This window comes from Streptomyces sp. TLI_171 (assembly GCF_003610255.1).
Taxonomy (GTDB): domain Bacteria; phylum Actinomycetota; class Actinomycetes; order Streptomycetales; family Streptomycetaceae; genus Kitasatospora.
In genome coordinates this window covers 1012323-1029411 of the sequence record NZ_RAPS01000001.1, presented here as the reverse complement: position 1 = coordinate 1029411, position 17089 = coordinate 1012323, and the positions used below count along the sequence as shown (strand labels likewise).

The following is a 17089-nucleotide window of genomic DNA, read 5'->3' as shown; positions in this document are numbered from 1 at the left end:
CCGGGGCGGGCCGGGGCTCAGCCGATCCGGTGGCTCTCCGGCGGGCCCAGCAGGCTGGGCCGCAGGCCGCCGGTGTCGATCACCAGGCGCTGCAGGACCACGGTCGGGTCGACCATCCAGAACGTCAGCCGGTGCACACCGGGCTCGGTGATGGTGTGCACGGTGGCGCTGCGGCGGACGTTGTCCGAGGTACCGAGGGCCCACTGGGGGTTCATCGTCCCGGAGTTGGCGCCGCTCTGCGCCACGGTCTCGACGGTCTGCGGCGCCTCGTCGTCGAAGGAGACGGCGTAGGCGGGCCCGCCGGTGGCGAGGGCGTCGTTGCGCGGGGAGAGGTGGGCCCAGACGGTGACCGGACCGGTGGTGAACAGGGTCACCTCGTACTCCAGGCGCGGCCCCGACCCGCCGGGCGTCTGCCGGGGCGCCGTGACGGGCACCGGGGTGAGGCCGGCGGTGGTGCGGCCGATGCCGGGGACGAGCTGCCAGGACACGCCGTCCGCGGCGACGGCCCGGGTGTGGTGCTCGGCGTCGACGGCGACGTAGCCGTTGGCCTCGACGTGCCCGGCCAGGTCCTTCTTCGAAAGTTTCGGACGGTTCACCACGGCCTTGACGACGACGCTCGCCCCGTCCGGCCCGGTGACGGTGACGGGCACCTCGGTGGTGCCGTAGGGCGCCCGCGCCCAGTCGACGGTGAGGACGACCCGCTGCTGCTTGTCGATCCGTCCCGCGGGCCGGTCCGCGGTGAGCCAGGGCGCACCCGTGCCGACCCGGTAGTCGAAGGGCCGCTTCCCGCGGTTGAACACCTCGAGGTACTGGGCGGGCTGGCTCTGGTACGGGCTGAACTCGGGCAGCACGGCGGGGGTCTGCTCGTGCGGCCACCAGGCGGCGGAGCCGTCGACGGCGACGCCCAGCTCGGCGGTGTCCGGCAGCTCGATCCGGGCGACGGCCGGGAACAGCACGTCGGGCAGGGCGACGTTGTCGCGCTCCGGCTGCTGCCAGGGGGCGTTGGGGCCGTACCGGTCGACGTCGCCGTAGTCGATGTGCGGCTGGGTCTGGAACCCGTTCCACTTGCCGCCCGCGACCCGGGTGTTGAACCGCTCGGCGAGCGCGAAGTCGTCGGCGAGCCTGGCCTCGGCCGCGGTGGCCAGGTCGTTGGTCAGGGCCCGGCCCTGCGGGGCGTAGAGCAGGTTGGTGAACTGCGCGGCCCGCAGCGCGTACAGGTTGGCGGTGGCGGCGACCTCGTAGCCGACCAGCTCGTACCAGGCGTTCTGGGCGGCGGCCGGCAGGCGGCGCCCGATCCGCTCGGCGTCCTCGGCCAGGGACTTCCAGCGCGCGGTGACGGTCTCCAGTTCCCGGTAGTCGGTGAGCGAGAACGGGGTCGCCCGGTCGTCGTTCACGATGGCGGACGGGTCGGTCGCCGGGTTCTTCGCCGGGTCGACGGTGATCCGCCGGTTGAGCAGCTCGGGCTTGCGGATCGACTGCAGCTGCCCGTACGCGGAGAGCACCTCGGCGATCTGCCGGGCCTGCGCCTCGCCGAAGTTCTGCCGGGCGTAGCCGATCTCCCAGTCCGTCAGCCGGCCGAGCGGCCAGCGGTCCGGCTGCCACGCGTAGTCGAGGAAGAACTGGGTGGGCAGCTCGTTGCCCTTGAGGTCGCCGACGTTGGCGACCCACAGGGTGCGGTTGCCGTAGGCGAAGGACTGGTGGAGCTGCTCCCACATGTTGGGCAGGCAGGTGGTGTCGACCCACTTGTAGTTGCGGCCCGCGCCGACGTAGTCGAAGTGGTAGTAGAGGCCGTAGCCGCCGCCGCGGGCGCCCTCGGCGGGGTCCGGGAGCTTGCGGACGTTGCCCCAGTTGTCGTCGGTGAGCACCACCGTGACGTCGTCCGGCACCCGCAGGCCGCGGTCCCAGTAGCGCTGGACCTCCTTGTACAGCGTCCAGACCTGCGGGACGGAGGCCGGGTCGCGGCCGGTGACCTCGGCGAGGATCTTCCGCTGGGCGGCGATGATCTCCGTCATCAGCTCGATGCCGTCGCCGTCCGGCAGGCTGACGTCTCCGTTGCCGCGCATGCCGAGGGTGACCACGCCCTCGATGCCCTGCTCGACCATCCGCCGCACGCCGTCGGTCCAGTACGCCTTCACCGCCTCGGCGTTGCGGCGGAACGACCATTCGCCGGTGCCCCCGTACGGGTCGTGGCCCGGGGTGGTGACGTTGCCCGCGGAGTCGCGGACCGCCGCCACGGCGTGCCGGTTCCACTCCTCGATGCCGCGCATCATCGGAGCCTCGTGCGAGGTGCCCATCACGATGCCGTACGCGGTGGCGGTGGCGTGGTTCAGCGGGTCGTCCTCCGCGAAGGCGCGGCCCCAGACCGCCGGCCACAGGTAGTTGGCGCGCAGGCGGAGCATCGCCTCGAAGACCTTGGCGTAGAAGTCGGCGGTGAAGCCGCCGGGGAAGCCGGCCGCCTTGCCCGGGCCGAAGAACGCCGGCGCCCAGGTGCCGAGCGACGGGTTCTCGTCGTTGATGAAGATGCCGCGGTACTTCACCGCGGGCGTGCCCTGGGTGTGGCGGCCCGGCAGCGCGTACACCGCGTCGCGGTGCTGCGGGGCGACGTCGTCCCACCAGTACCAGGGCGAGACGCCCATCCCGCGGGAGGCGTCGTACACGCCGTAGACGGTGCCGCGCTGGTCGCTGCCGGCGATCACCAGGGCGCGGTCCACGCCCGGCAGCGGGTGGTCGACGACGGCCTGCAGCGAGGTCTCCCAGCTGCCGGCGATCCCGCTGACGTCCAGCCGGCCGGCCGCGATCAGGCCGTCGACCAGCGGGCTGCGGCCGATGGTGCCGACGATCACCGCCGTCCGGCCGCGCGGGACGGTGTCGCGCACGACCGCCGGGCGGACGCCGGTGACGCGCTCCAGGTCGGCCGCGAGGTCCCCGACGACGCGGACCACGCCGGGGTGGTCCGCGCCGCTGACCACGACCGGAGCGGCCCGGCCGTCCTCGACCAGCGGGAAGGCCCCGGAGCGCGGCGTGAAGGACACCCAGCTTCCCGGATCGGTCGGCCGGGCGGCCTCGCCGGGCCCGTCGCCGTTGCCGGCGGCAGCCCAGGCGTCGGCGCTCAGCCCCACGGCGCCGCCGAGCGAGGTGGCGGCGAGTCCCAGCCCCAGACCCATCCCGAGGGCGGCCCGGCGTCCGGTGGTGAACTGCGGTGCTGGTCGGTCCATGGCGGTGCTCCCGGCAGAAGAGTTCGAAAATTTCGAAACGGGATCCTTATGTTTCGGGGGCAACCTTTGGGTACCTGTCGGCTCCGGGTCAATCCCCCTGCACCGAGAATCTGCAGCGAGTCAGCCCGCCCCGGCTCCGCGCCGACCCGACCGGCAGGTCGCGGAGTGGCGCAGGACGGCGTCGACGAACGGCGCGGGGGGCAGGTAGCGGTGGGCGTGCACGTAGTGGGCGATGAGGGTCGGCGCCGCGAAGAGTAGGCCGGTCGGTGCGGCGCAGGCGGCGGAGGCAGGGTCCGCAGGGGTGGAAACCCCGGGTCTGGTGCACCGAGTGCCGGAGGACCAGGTGGTGGAGGCCGGGGAGGAGGCCCTCCGGGGCCGGAAGTAGGTGACCCTGCTGTCTGGCAGGCGCGGCGCCGGGGTCGATTGGTCGGGGCGGCCGCTGAAGTGCTGTAGAGTTGGGTTCACCGACGCGGGGTGGAGCAGCTCGGTAGCTCGCTGGGCTCATAACCCAGAGGTCGCAGGTTCAAATCCTGTCCCCGCTACTACCGGCCGGGCCCGGAGTGTTCAGCACTCCGGGCCCGGCCTTTTGCGCGAGCGGCGGCGGATACGCCGGCGATATGGTGCGCCGTCCAGGCTCGGGGCATGCGCGTACTGATCACACCGCGCTGGGCCTGCTGGCGGTCAATTCCTACGATCTGGCGGTGCTGGACCGGGACCTGCCGGGTGGGTCGGGGGACGAGGTGGCGCGGCGGATCGTCGCGTCGGGCAGCGGGATCCCGATCCTGATGCTCACCGCCGCGGACCGGATCGACGACAAGGCGTCGGGTTTCGGGCTGGGCGCCGACGATTACCTGACGAAGCCGTTCGATCTGCGCGAGCTGGTGCTGCGGCTGCGGGCGCTGGACCGTCGGCGGGCCCATCTGCGGCCGCCAGTACGGGAGTTGGCGGGGCTTCGGGTGGACCCGTTCCGCCGGGAGGTGTTCCGGGACGGGCGGTACGTGGCGCTCACCGCAAGCAGTTCGCGGTGCTGGAGGTGCTGGTCGCCGCCGAGGGCGGGGTGGTCGGCGCGGAGGAACTGCTGGAACGGGCCTGGGACGAGAACGCGGACCCGCTGACCAACGCGGTGCGGATCACCGTGTCCGCGCTGCGCAAGCGCCTCGGCGAGCCGGGGATCATCGCCACCGTGCCGGGCGTCGGCTACCGGATCGACGCCGGCGCCGCGGATGCGTAGCCGCCGGCGGCACAGCGCCCGGTGGAAGCTCGCGCTCAGCGACGCCGGGTTCCTGGCGGTGGCCGGCGCGCTGCTGCTGGCCGTGGTGTGGGCGTTCCTGCTGCGCTACGTGCCGGACAACCAGCGGGGACTGCTCGGCATCTCGCCCGACCGCTACCTGCTGGAACACACCTTCGCGCCGGCCGCGGCCGCGGCGATGGCGCTGCTGCTGGTGTTCGGCCTGGCCGGCGGCTGGCTGCTGGCGGGGCGGATGCTCGCACCGCTGACCCGGATCGCCGACGCGGCCCGCCTGGCCGGGACGGGGTCGCTGTCGCACCGGATCCGGATGACGGACCGTCAGGACGAGTTCCGGGAGCTCTCGGACGCCTTCGACTCGATGCTCGACCGCCTGGAGGAGCACGTGGCCGAGCACCAGCGGTTCGCCGCGAACGCCTCGCACGAACTGCGCACCCCGCTGGCGATCTCCCGCACCCTGCTCGACGTGGCCCGCAAGGACCCGACCCGGGACCGCGCGGAACTCCTCGACCGGCTGCACTCCGTGGACACCCGGGCGATCGACCTGACCGAGGCGCTGCTGCTGCTCGGCCGAAGCGACCGGGGCATCCGCCCGGGCGAGGTCGTCGACCTGTCGCTGCTCGCGGAGGAGGCCGCCGAGACGCTGCTCCCGCTGGCCGAGGGCCGCCGGATCGGGCTGGAGGTGAGCGGCGGGCAGGCCCGGGCCGCCGGGTCCGCCGAACTGCTGCTGCGGATGGCCGGCAACCTGGTCCAGAACGCGGTGGTCCACAACCTGCCGGCCGACGGCACCGTCGCCGTCCGCACCTGGGCGGCGGGCGACACCGCCGTCCTGCAGGTCGAGAACACCGGCTGCCCCGTGCCGCCCGAGCTGGTCCCGACCCTCACCGAGCCCTTCCAGCGCGGCTCCCAGCGCGTGTGCACCGACGAGCACGCGGGCGTCGGCCTGGGCCTGGCCATCGTCGCCGGCATCGTCCGCGCCCACCGCGGAACCCTCGACCTGACACCCCGTCCGGCCGGGCGGCCTGGTGGTCACCGTCCGGCTGCCCGCCGCTCCGTGAATTCCGCTGCCCGCCAGGTCGGGTGGGCACTACGCTGCGCGCGTGACCGAGTTCTCGAACGTACGGCTGGCCGAACTGCTCGACGGCGCCCCCAGGGACACCCTGCTCGAACCGGAGGCCCTGCTGACCGCCCTGTTCGAGGGCGGTGGGCTGCTCGTCCCCGTCACGGCGGACGGAAGGGTGGTGTTCGCGCAGGCGGACGACGGCGCCGTCGTGCTGCCGGGCTTCGTCAGCGAGCCGTGCTGCCGGGGGGTGCTGCCGACGGCCGACGGCGTCGCGCACTGCGACCCGCCGAAGCTGCTGGACATCCTGGAGCAGACCGGGACGAGCCTGATGGCGGTCCGCTCCGAGCAGGGCCAGGCGCTGTTCGAGCGGCAGACGATGCGGGACTGGGCACGCCGCAGGCCCGGTACGCCGATGGTGCTCAACTGGTCCACCGACCCGCTGGCCCTCGCGCTGCGCGACGCCCTGCTGCGGCGGATCCGCGAGTTCCCGGCCGTCCGTACCGTGTGGATCTCCAAGGCGCGGTGGCCCGACAACGGCGAGGAGGTCATGATGCTGCACGTCGCCGTGGACGAGGCGCTGCCGTCCGCGACCCCGGACCGGCTGATGTCGACCCTGCTCCGCGAGGAGGTCCGGCTCGGCGACGACCATCCGCGGGTCGCGATGCTGCCGCTGAACACCACCGTCCACGCCGACACGATCGCCGGCCTGGACCGGATGGGCCTGGACACCGTGCGCCACGACGCCCGGACGGGCCGGGTCGAGGTGGTCTCCCGCGAGTACGACAACCCGCCCCCGCCCGCGGCGGACGGCGCGGAAACGGAGCGCCGGCGCTGGCTCCGCCGAAGCTGACGGAGCGTCAACTACTGCGTGAGGGTCGCGAGATCGGTGTTGGCGCCGCACAGCACCACGCAGACCGTCTCGTCCGCGGCCGGCCGGTAGGCGTCGTCGAGGGCCGCCAGCGCGGTCGCGGCGGCGTGCTCGACGGCCAACCGGTGGCCGTCCCACAGCGACCGGCGGGCCCGGACGATCGCGGCGTCCGGGACGAGGACGGAGCGCACGCCCTCCCGCCGGGCCGCCCGCAGGGCAGTGGCGGAGACGCGGCGGGCGCCCAGCGAGTCGGCGGCGATCGAGTCGACCGGCACGTCCACCGGCCGGCCGGCCGCCAGGGCGGCGTTCAGCGCGCGGCAGTGCTCGGGCTCCACCGCCACCACGCGGACGCCGTGCGCGCGGGCAGCCGTCGCGACCCCCGCGAACAGGCCGCCGCCGCCCACCGAGACCACCACCGTGTCCAGGGCCGGGACCTGACGGCGGATCTCCTCGAACAGGGTGCCCGCGCCCGCCGCGATCAGCGGGTGGTCGTAGGCGTGCGAGGCCAGCGCGCCGCTCCCGGCCGCGAACTCCTCGCACGCCGCGAGTGCCTGCGCGTACTCGCTGCCCACCAGCCGGACGTCCGCACCGTAGCCGCGCAGGCGCTGCACCTTCACGGCGGGGGCGTTGACCGGCAGGAACACCGTGGCGGGCACGCCCGCCTGCTGCGCCGCCCACGCACAGGCCAGGCCCGCGTTGCCGCCCGAGGCGATGGTCACGCCCGCCGCGGGCAGGGTGCCGGCCCGGTGGTGGGCCCGGACGAAGTTCTGCGCCCCGCGGGCCTTGAACGAGCCGGTGTGCTGGAGCAGTTCGAGCGCCAGCCAGACCCCGCCCGGCCCGGTCGGCGTGACGGGCACCGGGCGGACGTGCCCGGCGATCCGGTCGGCTGCGGCCGTGATGTCGGCGGCGGTGAGCTGGTCCACGAGGCGGCTCCTGCGAGGTCGACGGACGGGCGAACTCCCGACAGTACCGGCCGTCGGCGCTCATCCGATCCGCCGTCCGCTCCGAAGGAAGGGGGAGGGGACAGCCCTGTCCCGCACCGCCCGCCCGCCGGAACGTCGAGAGAACCGCACGTCGACACCACGCGGGCCCGACCACGGAGCCGTGCACCACCATGACCCTCGCGATCGTCCTGTTCACCCAGGACCTGCGCCTGCACGACAACCCCGCCCTGCACGCCGCCCGGGCCGGCGCCGACCAGGTGGTGCCGCTGTTCGTCACCGACCCGGCGATCACCGCGGCCGGCTTCGACGCGCCCAACCGGGCCGCGTTCCTGGCCGGCTGCCTCGCCGACCTGGACGACTCGCTGCGCCGGGTCGGCGGCCGTCTGCTGGTGCGCACCGGCGACACCGCCGAACAGACCGCGCGGCTCGCCGCCGAGACCGGGGCGGTCGGCGTGCACCTCGCCGCCGGGGTGAGCGCCTACGCGCGGCGCCGCGAACACGCGCTGCGGCGGGCGCTCGGAGAACGCCTGCACGTCCACGACGGGTCGGTGACGGCGGTGCCGCCGGGAGCCGTCCGCCCCACCGGGCGCGACCATTACGCGGTGTTCACCCCGTACCACCGGGCCTGGCAGCAGGTCCGCCGTCGCACCCCGCTGCCCGCGCCCCGAACCCTGAACACCCCCGAGGACCTGCGCGGCGCCCCGCTCCCCACCGCCGAACCCACCGCGCGCACCCTGCCGGAACCCGGTGAGAGCGCCGCCCGTCGCGCCTGGCAGCACTGGCACACCGAGCCCTACGCGGACCTGCACGACGACCTGGCCGCCGACGGCACCTCCCACCTCTCGCCCTACCTGCACTTCGGCTGCCTGTCCGCCAACGAGCTCGCCCACCTCGCCGAGCAGCGCGGCGGGACGGGCGCGGAGGCGTTCGTCCGGCAACTGGTCTGGCGGGACTTCCACCACCAGGTGCTGGCCGCCCGCCCGGCCGCCGCACACGACGACTACCGCCCCCGGTACGACAGTTGGCGAACCGACGAGCAGGAACTCGTTGCCTGGCAGGAGGGCCGGACGGGGTTCCCGATCGTCGACGCGGGCATGCGGCAGCTCGCCGCGACGGGATGGATGCACAACCGGGCCCGGCTGCTGACGGCGAGCTTCCTGGCCAAGAGCCTCTACCTGGACTGGCGGCTCGGCGCCCGCCACTTCCTGCACCACCTGGTCGACGGCGACCTGGCCAACAACCAGCTGAACTGGCAGTGGGTGGCCGGCACCGGCACCGACACCCGCCCCAACCGGGTCCTCAACCCGCTCACCCAGGCCGACAAGTACGACCCCGACGGCGCGTACGTCCGCCGCTGGGTGCCCGAACTCGCCGACCTGCCCGGCCGCTCGATCCACCGCCCCTGGCAGGCCCGGCACCGCCCCGCCGACTACCCCGCGCCGCTGATCGCCCCCGACAGCACCGGGCGGCGGCTGCGCACCGCCCGGTTCGACGAGCCGGCCGCGGACGACCAGCAGACGCTGCCGGGCCTGGACTGAACCGGCGGATCACCCCCGGTCCGGGCCGAGGCACCGTCAGTACGCGGGGACGGCGGCGGGTGTCAGCAGGACGAACTCGGCGCCCGCCGGGTCGGTGCACACCGCCATCCGACCGATGCCGGGGGCGTCCTCCGGGCCCATCGCGACCTCGCCGCCGCGGGCCCGGACAGTGGCGACCGCCGCGTCGCAGTCCGTGACGGTGAACACCGGGTGCCAGGCCGGCGTGCCGCGGGACAGCGCCAGCTCCTGCCCGCCGACCTGCAGGAGGCCGCCGTGCATCCGCTCCCTCGGCTGCCCGGCCGGGGTGACGATGGTGTAGACGCCGCCCCCGCCGCCCGGCATCGGCATGTCCTCGCGCTGCCAGCCGAACACCGAGCCGTAGAAGGCCAGTGCGCCCACCGCGTCCGTGGTGTAGAGCTCCGTCCAGCACAGGGCGCCCGGGTCGTCCACCGCCTCCAGGCCGCCGGCCTTGCCCGGCGTCCACACCGCGAACTGCGCGCCCTGCGGGTCGGTGAACTGGGCCATCGACGCCCAGCCCTCCATGTCCCGCGGCTCCACCCGCACCGTGCCGCCCGCCCGCAGCACCGAGGCGGCGGTCTCGTGCACGTCGGGGGTGAAGAAGTACACCATCCACGCGGAGCGGGCGCCCTCCTCGGTGAGCAGCCCGATCCCGGCCGCGACCTTGTCGCCCACGGTGGCCAGCACGAATCCCTCCGCGCCCTCGATCTCCCGGAACTCCCAGCCCAGCACCGGCCCGTAGAACTCGGACGCGGCCGACACGTCCGGCACGCCCAGGTCGAGCCAGCACGGTGAGCCGGGCACGAAATCGGTGGTGATCACGGCGTTCTCCCTTCGCCAGGCACTCCCTTCCAGCCTGGCACCGCCGCCCGCCGGTCGCGTCCCGGCAGGCGTTCGCGATCTCCGCCCGGTACCGCCAACCGGAGTAAATCCTGTGCAGATCGTCGGGTGGGCCAGCGAATTCGGCCGTCAACCGGAGCACGGCCATGACATTTCGCGGAAATTCCTCCTTCCGACCGCGAAATCGTCACCGGGAACAGGGTTGGTGCCGCCGTAATCGGGCAGGGGCCGCATACCCCCAGCGACCCCAGGAGAGAGGCACCAGAGTGGCACTGAGCGTGAGCTACGGGGAGCGATACGGCTGGACGGTCGTCCAGGTGGCCGGAGAGGTGGACATCAGTGGAGTGGCCGCCCTCCGCGAACGCCTGCAGCGACTGGTCACCGACGGCTGCCAGCAGATGGTGGTCGACATCAGCCGCGTCGACTTCTGCGACTCCACCGGATTCGCGGTCCTGGTCGCCACCCGCCGCATGCTGTACTCCCGCGGCGGGCGGCTGCGACTGGTCCTGCCAGGACCGGAGACCCATACCCGCAAGATCCTCCAACTCTTCGGAATCGAGCGGATCTTCGACGTCCACGACTCGGTCGACGACGCCCTCGCGGACCTTCGCGAGGGCGTCGTCGACCGGGACGCCGTCGAGGCCGTCCTCGACCGGGACACCGCCGGGACCGTGCCGGTCCGGGACGCCGCCGAAGCCGTCCCGCGGCAACGCGAAGGCAAGCAGGTGGTCACCGACTGACCATCGCACAGGAGAAGTCGACGGTCCGTCAGCGGTGACGGCGGCCGTCAACGTCGGGCCATCAGCGCGGAGTTCCGAAGTCCTGCGTCCACCACGGCCCACCACTGCCGAGGTGGACCCCCACACCGAGCTCGGTGAACTTGCAGTTCAGGATGTTGGCCCGGTGACCGGGGCTGTTCATCCAGCTGTCCATCACGGCCGCGGCGTCCTTCTGCCCGCGCGCGATGTTCTCGCCCCAGCCGCTCCACTTGTACCCGGCGGCGTCGATCCGCTGCTGCGGACCTGCGCCGTCCGGGTTCGTGTGGTCGAAGAACCCGCGCGCCGCCATGTCGTCGGAGTGCCGCTGCGCCGCCGTCGCCAACTGGGCGTTCGCCCGCACCGGACCGCAACCCGCCTGGGAACGCTGTGAGTTGACCAGATCCAGCACCTGCTGTCCGAGATCCGCGGACCGCTTCGACGCGGAGGCGGACGCGGGGGAGGCCGGCGTCGTGTTCGGGGCCGGAGCCGCGGGGGACGGGGTCGGGGAAGGCGTCGGGCTCGGCGCGGGCGCCGTCGACGGCGGGGCGGCGGACGGCTCCGCAGTGGCCGTGCCGTCAGCCGGATCCACCAGCGCCGCGGCGGACGCGGGCGGCTGCTCCGCCGCACCCGTCGCCGGGGGCGAATCCTCCAGCCCCACCGCCACCAGCAGACCCACCACCACCGCGACCACGCCGCCGCCCACCACCAGCGGCCCCGGACCGCGCCGCCGCGCACCCCGGTGGCCGTGACGCGCCCCCGCCCGCCGCGCGCCGCCGTGCGCCGCCCGCCGGTGCGAGGCCGCCGGCCGGACCGAACCCACGAGATCGGCGCCGAACCGGTCACCGTCCGGCAGCGGCACCATCGCCGTCCCCGCCAGCAGCCCCTCCGCCGGGACCAGCCCGCGACGCTGCTCCGCGCAGGTCGCGCACTCGCGCACGTGGCGGCCGATCCGCTTGCGCCACAGCGCGCTCGGCACCCCGTCCCAGGTCGCCGTCAGCTCGCCCAGCCACGGACACGGCGGCACCGCCGCCAGCGCCCGCACCACCAGCCGCGCCGCCTCCAGCTGGCCCTTCATCCGCTGCACCCGCACCGCGGCGTGCTGCGGCGTCAGCTCCATCGCCTCCGCCAGCTCCGGACGGGACAGCTCACCGGCCGCCTCCAGCCACCACAGCGCCAGCAGGTCCCGGTCGCCCTCGTCCAGCCAGCGGGTCGCCTCCGCGACCTCGCGGCGCTGCTCGGACAGCCCGAGGCGGACGATCGTCAGACCGACGAAGTCCGCCGCCGGGTCGGCCACCACGGACGGATCGGGCACCGCGTCCGGCCCGCTGTCGCGGAACCGCCGGCGCACCTGGTTGACCGCGATCGCCACCAGCCAGCTGCGGAACCCGGCCGGATCGCGCAGGCCCGGCAGGCCGTCCACCGCGCGCAGCATGGTCTCCTGCACCACGTCGTCGGTGTCCGGGTGCCCCGAGAGCGCCCGCCCCACCACGTTGTACACCAGCGGCAGGTGGCCGCCCACCAGCTCCGCCACCGCCTGCCGGTCCCCGCGCTGTGCGCGCCCGACCAGCGCCGCCACCCGCCCACTGTCCACAGCCCGGCCCGTCCTCGTGCTCTCGCGTCCTGCCCTCACACCATCGGAGATCCACCGGCGACCAGCCGATAACAGAAAAACCCGGCCGAATCTCCGCGACCGACGCGAAGCATAGCCACCACCCCCGAACGCGGGTCCGCTCACACGTACGGAACCCCCCGCTGCGCGGGGCACCCGCCGGGGCGGTCAGAGGACGTGCAGGGAGGCCCAGAGGGCGAGGGTGGTGGCGGCCAGGGTGGCGGGGACGGTGAGGAGGCCGAGTCGGGTGAAGGTGGCGGCGTCGCTGTTGGGGGCGATGCGGCGCCAGAGGAGGGTGGCGAGGGAACCGGCGTAGGTGAGGTTCGGGCCGAGGTTGACGCCGAGGAGGACGGCGAGCACCGGCCCGGGGCCGGAGGGCGCGGCGAGCGGGACGAGCAGCAGGGTGGCGGGCAGGTTGTTGACCAGGTTGGCGAGCAGCGCGGCCAGCCCGGCGAGGGCGAGCAGGACGGGGAGGGAGTCGCCCGCCGGCACGATCGCGGCGAGGTGCGCGGCCAGCCCGTTGTCGACGACGGCCTTCACCACCACGCCGAGCGCCAGCACGAACGCCAGGAACGGGACGGACGCCGCGCCGACGATCCGGCGCGGGGTGGTGCGTCGGTCGGCGAGCGCCCGGACGGCGAGCACCAGCGCGCCGAGCGCGGCCGCCCAGGCGGGGGAGACGCCGAGCGCGGAGGCGAGGACGAAGCCGCCCAGCGTGCCCGCGACGGTGACCAGGGCGAAGCGGGGGAGCCGGGGCCGCTCCGAGGGCGCGGCGTGCTGCGCCGGGACGGCCAGGTCGGTGGCGAAGAAGCGGCGCAGCAGCAGGTACTCGAGTCCGACGGCGACCAGCCAGGGCAGGGTCATCAGCGCGGTGAAGCGGCCGAAACTCAGGCCGCTCGCGGTGAACGCCAGCAGGTTGGTGAGGTTGGAGACCGGCAGCAGCAGCGAGGCGGAGTTGGCGAGGTGCGCGCACGCGTACAGGTGCGGGCGGGACCGGACGCCGAGGACCCCCGTGGTGGCGAGCACCACGGGGGTCAGCAGGACCACGGTCGCGTCCAGGCTGAGCACGGCCGTCACCACGGCCGCCACCACGAACACCTGACGGAGCAACGGCACCGGCCGCCCGCCCGAGGAGCTCGCCATCCACCCGCCGCAGGCCTCGAACAGCCCTTCCTCGTCGCAGAGCTGGGCGAGCACCAGGACGGCCGCGAGGAAGCCGACCACGGGGGCGAGGCGCCCGATCTCGGCCCACGCCGCAGCCGGCGACACCGCCCCGACGGCGACCAGCAGCCCGGCGGCGGGGACGGCCACCACCGCCTCCGGCCAGCCGAACGGCCGCCGCACCGCACACACCAGCACGACCGCCAGCAGCACCAGCGACACCAGCTCCGCGGCCACCGCCGCCACCTCCGTCCGTCTCCGCCCACCGGCGGGCAAAGGTCCCATCCAATCACTCCCGGCCAGGTGCTTTGCGCCACCGGCCCGGCGGCGGGAGGCTGGGCGGACAGTGACCGAACGGCGACCGGGAGGCGACGTGTCCGTGGAACAGGGCCGGAAGAGCTGCGGGGCGTGGGTCCGAAGGGCGGCGGCCGACGGGTTCTCGATCGGGTCGACGGGGTCGTACCTGTCGATCGGGTCCGCGTACTCGATGCTGTCGATCGGCTCGGTGGGGTCGTTCCTGTCGCTCGGCGGGGTCGGCTCCGCGATGTCGGTGCTGTCCGTCGGGTCGTGGGGCAGCGCCGGCTCGGTGCTGTCGGCCCGCTCCGTGGTGTCCGTGCTGTCGTACCGCTCGGTGCGGGCGGTGCTCGCCTCCGGACGGCGGCGCGGGGCGGCCGGAGGGCACTGACGACGGCCGCCCGCGAAAAATGCGGTGCGGCCGACCGGGGCGGACCGCCATCTTTGGGCCATGACAGGTGCAGCGGTCGAGGGCGTGGTGGCGGGACTCGGGGTGGCGGTGCCGCTCGGCGCGGTCGGAGTCCTCCTGCTGCAGGAGGGCCGCCGCGGCTGGGCCCCCGCCGCCGGCGGCGCGACGGCCGTCGCCGCGGTGGACGGGGCGTACGCGGCGGTCGCGGTGCTGGCCGGTCCGCAGGTGGCCGCGCTGCTGTCGGGCCACGAGAGCGCGGTGCGGGCCGTCTCGGCGCTGCTGCTCGGCGCGATCGCCGTGCACGGCCTGCTGGGTCTGCGCCGCAGCGTCGAAACCGCCGAGGGTCCGTCGGCGCGCGGCGCGGGCCGGTCGTTCGTCCGGTTCGCCCTGCTCACGGCGGTGAACCCGACCACCGCGCTGTACTTCACCGCACTGATCGCGGCCCGGGGCACCACCGCCCACGCGGGCGCCACGGCCTTCGTCACGGGCGTGTTCCTGGCCTCGCTGGCGTGGCAGCACCTGCTGGCCGCGGCCGGCGCGTTCGCCGGGGCCCGGCTCGGCCCCCGGCTGCGCCGCGCCACCTACGCGGCGGGCTACGGCCTGGTCGCGCTGCTCGCGGTGCGGCTCGCCCTGGCCGGCTGAACATGTCAGTGGCAGCTGGCATCGTGGGCGGATGAACGAACGCCTCGGCGCGATCGCCGCCTACTGGAACGAGTCCGCCCCCGCCTTCGACCTGGAGCCCGACCACGGGCTGAGCGCCGAGCCGACCCGGCTGGCCTGGCGGCGCCGGATCGCCGACTGGCTGCCCGAGGAGCCGTCGGACGTCCTGGACGCGGGCTGCGGCACCGGCTCGCTGTCCCTGCTGGTGGCCGCGGCGGGCCACCGGGTCACGGGCGTCGACCTGGCGGAGCGGATGGTCGAGCAGGCCCGCGCCAAGCTCGCCGCGGCCGGGCAGCCGGGCCGGTTCCTGGTCGGCGACGCCGCGCAGCCGCCGGTCGGCGAGCAGCGCTTCGACGTACTGCTCTGCCGGCACCTGCTCTGGACGCTGCCCGACCCGCAGGCCGCCCTGCGCCGCTGGACGTCACTGCTGCGGCCGGGCGGCCGACTGGTGCTGGTCGAGGGCCGCTGGCGGGAGGCCGGTGCGCCCGTCGAGCCGTACACCCCGGGCGCCGTCGACCTGCCCTGGGCGGGCGGCGTCCGCGCCGACGACCTGGCCGCGGCACTGCGCCCGCTGGTGCGCGACCTGCGGGTCGAACCGCTGGAGGCGGACGAGGACCTGTGGGGCGGCCCGGTACGCGACGAACGGTACGCGCTGCTGGCCCGGATCTGACGGCTACCGCGCGGTGGGGGTCCCGTCGTTCTCTGCCGCCGGGGCTCCGTCGGCCTTGGTGGCGGGCGCGACGCCGACCAGCTTCACCAGGAACCGGTCCACCTGCTCCGCCAGCGGCGGCCAGGGTAGTTCGGGCTGGTTCACCCGCGCCGAGACCGCGCCGTGGACGGCCGTGCGGAGGTCCAGCGAGACGGTCTCCGCGTCGTCGTCCGGTGCCAGCCCGGCGTCCATGCAGCGGCGGATCGCCGCGGTGGTGCGCTCCGCCATTTCGGTCCGGAAGGACAGGTCGGCGCGCCGGTTGAGCGTGGTCTCGTGCAGCACCTTGTACAGCCCGGGGTGCTCGCGGGACCACGCGCCGAGCAGCGCCGTGCGGGCGCGGAGCGCCGCCACCGGGTCCGGCGCCCCGGTCTCCGCGCGGTCCACCGCGCGCAGCAGGTCGGCGTGGCAGTGCTCCAGCGCGGCGAGCACCAGGGCGTCGCGGTCGGCGAAGTGCAGGTAGACGGAGGTCGCGGCGATGCCGACCTCCCGCGCGACGGCGCGCATCGACAGCGCCTGGTCGTCGGCGAGTTCGTCGAGCAGTCGGACCGCCGCGGCCACGATCTCGACCCGCAGTCGCTCGCCCTGGCCGCGCGGGGTGCGGCCGCGGGTCGAACTGCGGGCGGGGGCCGGGCCGGTCGGGCCCGGCGCGGCCGTCGGGGCCGGGGTGATCGCGTCCATGGTTGGCGAGTCTAGTGGAGCCCTTGTAGGGCTACAGGTGTAGCGCTACAGTCATCACGCTACAGCTGTAGCCCTACTTGACCCAGGGGGAGTCACCATGGCCCTGCCGACCCGCGCCGCGATCGAGCGGCTCGACCCGGTGTTCGCGGAGATGGCCGCCGCGAGCTTTCAACTGGCCGAAGCCGAGAAGGAGTTGACGCCGCGTGAGCGGGCCCTGCTCAGGCTGGTCGCCGACGTCTGCGAACAGGTCCTCGGCCTGCCGTTCGAACTGCACGTCCGGGCCGCGCTGGACAGCGGGCTGGACGCCGACGACCTGCGCGAACTGATCCGCTTCGTCTCCTACGACAGCGGCTACCCGGCCGCGCTCGCCGCACTGGAGCGGTTGGCCGAGATCGAACGCGTCCACGGACTGCCCGGCCCGACCGGCCAGCGGCACCGGGTGAACGCGGACGGCACGGGCAGTCCGCTCCCCGCCGCGATGCGCGCCGAAGTCCAGGCGCTGGACCGGGAGTTCGCCGACTACATGGACCTGCAGTCGCGGATGCGCGGCGACATGTCCCGGATCGGCGTCCGGGAGCGGGCGTTCGCGACGATGGCGGTGGACGTGCTCTACCAGACCCTGCAGGAGAGCTTCCGGGCGCACGTCGGGCGGGCGCTCGGCGCGGGCGCGACCCCCGAGCAGGTCCGCGCCGCCGTCCGGGCCACCGCGGTTTACGGCATGACCCGGACCTGGCGGGCGATGATCGTCCTGGACGCGCTCCTCGCGGAGCTCGCCCCGGCGTAGCGGCCGCGGACGGTCAGCCGGCGGCGAGGTGCTGGTCGGTGGGGCCGAGCCAGACCTGGGCGGCGGTGTCGAGCGGCAGGCCGAGCGCGGCACAGAGGCCCACCACGGTGCCGAAGCCCGGGCTGGGGAGGCGGCCCATCTCGATCTTGCGGAGGGTCTCCGGGGAGATCCCGGCGCTCAGCGCGACGGAAGCCGGGTCGCGACCGGCCCGGGTCTCGCGGAACAGCGCGCCCAGGCGGCGGCCGGCCTCGATCTGCTCGGGGGTGAGGGGGACTCGCACCATGCCGACCACGCT

General features: G+C 74.6%; 14 protein-coding genes, 1 tRNA gene and 2 pseudogenes. 10 read left to right on the top strand and 7 right to left on the bottom strand.

Annotated features, from left to right (window positions below):
* Positions 1-17: 17 nt before the first annotated feature.
* Entirely contained in the window at positions 18-3215 is a 3198-nt protein-coding gene (locus BX266_RS04745) for a glycosyl hydrolase 115 family protein (protein ID WP_099897664.1), read from the bottom strand.
* 468 nt (positions 3216-3683) lie between these two features.
* Between BX266_RS04745 and BX266_RS04740 the strand changes: the two genes are divergently transcribed.
* From BX266_RS04740 to BX266_RS04725, 4 genes and pseudogenes are all read left to right on the top strand, one after another.
* Positions 3684-3757 (top strand) — tRNA-Met (locus BX266_RS04740).
* 75 nt (positions 3758-3832) lie between these two features.
* Positions 3833-4446, top strand: a pseudogene (locus tag BX266_RS04735) (response regulator transcription factor).
* A pseudogene (locus tag BX266_RS04730) lies at positions 4439-5519 on the top strand (sensor histidine kinase). Before BX266_RS04735 ends, BX266_RS04730 begins: the two co-directional pseudogenes overlap by 8 nt.
* A gap of 42 nt (positions 5520-5561) precedes the next feature.
* Entirely contained in the window at positions 5562-6374 is an 813-nt protein-coding gene (locus tag BX266_RS04725; protein WP_099897663.1) for a hypothetical protein, read from the top strand.
* An 11-nt stretch (positions 6375-6385) separates the two neighbouring features.
* Here the strand turns inward: BX266_RS04725 and BX266_RS04720 are convergent, their stop codons facing one another.
* Positions 6386-7315: a threonine/serine dehydratase gene (locus tag BX266_RS04720; RefSeq protein WP_099897662.1), complete on the bottom strand. Its 930-nt coding sequence runs from the start codon at positions 7313-7315 to the stop codon at positions 6386-6388.
* A 191-nt stretch (positions 7316-7506) separates the two neighbouring features.
* Here BX266_RS04720 and BX266_RS04715 point away from each other — a divergent pair, with 191 nt between their 5' ends.
* Positions 7507-8874 carry a deoxyribodipyrimidine photo-lyase gene (locus BX266_RS04715; protein WP_099897661.1) on the top strand — a complete coding sequence of 456 codons (1368 nt, stop codon included), beginning with the start codon at positions 7507-7509 and terminating at the stop codon, positions 8872-8874.
* 36 nt (positions 8875-8910) lie between these two features.
* Here BX266_RS04715 and BX266_RS04710 read toward each other — a convergent pair whose 3' ends face one another.
* On the bottom strand, positions 8911-9714 hold the full coding sequence (locus BX266_RS04710) for a VOC family protein (protein ID WP_099897660.1): 804 nt from the start codon (positions 9712-9714) through the stop codon (positions 8911-8913).
* Between the two features lie 284 nt (positions 9715-9998).
* Between BX266_RS04710 and BX266_RS04705 the strand changes: the two genes are divergently transcribed.
* Positions 9999-10472, top strand: a complete 474-nt coding sequence (locus tag BX266_RS04705; protein WP_180290379.1) for an STAS domain-containing protein — start codon at positions 9999-10001, stop codon at positions 10470-10472.
* Between the two features lie 61 nt (positions 10473-10533).
* On the opposite strand, the gene BX266_RS04700 is transcribed toward BX266_RS04705, so the two are convergent.
* Together BX266_RS04700 and BX266_RS04695 are read right to left on the bottom strand one after the other, a co-directional pair.
* Positions 10534-12081, bottom strand: a complete 1548-nt coding sequence (locus BX266_RS04700; RefSeq protein ID WP_099897658.1) for a sigma-70 family RNA polymerase sigma factor — start codon at positions 12079-12081, stop codon at positions 10534-10536.
* A gap of 186 nt (positions 12082-12267) precedes the next feature.
* Positions 12268-13545: an SLC13 family permease gene (locus tag BX266_RS04695; RefSeq protein ID WP_099897657.1), complete on the bottom strand. Its 1278-nt coding sequence runs from the start codon at positions 13543-13545 to the stop codon at positions 12268-12270.
* A gap of 88 nt (positions 13546-13633) precedes the next feature.
* On the opposite strand from BX266_RS04695, the gene BX266_RS04690 reads away from it, so the two are divergent.
* The 3 genes from BX266_RS04690 to BX266_RS04680 are packed head-to-tail and all read left to right on the top strand — an operon-like array spanning position 13634 to position 15293.
* Positions 13634-13945 carry a hypothetical protein gene (locus tag BX266_RS04690; RefSeq protein ID WP_310794770.1) on the top strand — a complete coding sequence of 104 codons (312 nt, stop codon included), beginning with the start codon at positions 13634-13636 and terminating at the stop codon, positions 13943-13945.
* 60 nt (positions 13946-14005) lie between these two features.
* On the top strand, positions 14006-14605 hold the full coding sequence (locus BX266_RS04685; RefSeq protein ID WP_099897656.1) for a LysE family transporter: 600 nt from the start codon (positions 14006-14008) through the stop codon (positions 14603-14605).
* Between the two features lie 31 nt (positions 14606-14636).
* A complete protein-coding gene (locus tag BX266_RS04680) occupies positions 14637-15293 on the top strand; it encodes a class I SAM-dependent methyltransferase (RefSeq protein WP_099897655.1) in 657 nt (218 codons plus the stop codon).
* Positions 15294-15296: 3 nt separating this feature from the next.
* Here BX266_RS04680 and BX266_RS04675 read toward each other — a convergent pair whose 3' ends face one another.
* Positions 15297-16010, bottom strand: coding sequence for a TetR/AcrR family transcriptional regulator (locus tag BX266_RS04675; protein ID WP_099897654.1), 714 nt, complete (start codon positions 16008-16010; stop codon positions 15297-15299).
* 97 nt (positions 16011-16107) lie between these two features.
* On the opposite strand from BX266_RS04675, the gene BX266_RS04670 reads away from it, so the two are divergent.
* Positions 16108-16794, top strand: coding sequence for a carboxymuconolactone decarboxylase family protein (locus BX266_RS04670; protein ID WP_099897653.1), 687 nt, complete (start codon positions 16108-16110; stop codon positions 16792-16794).
* Between the two features lie 13 nt (positions 16795-16807).
* Here BX266_RS04670 and BX266_RS04665 read toward each other — a convergent pair whose 3' ends face one another.
* Complete coding sequence (locus BX266_RS04665) at positions 16808-17077, bottom strand: helix-turn-helix transcriptional regulator (protein WP_099907400.1); 270 nt, start codon at positions 17075-17077, stop codon at positions 16808-16810.
* Positions 17078-17089: the final 12 nt, after the last annotated feature.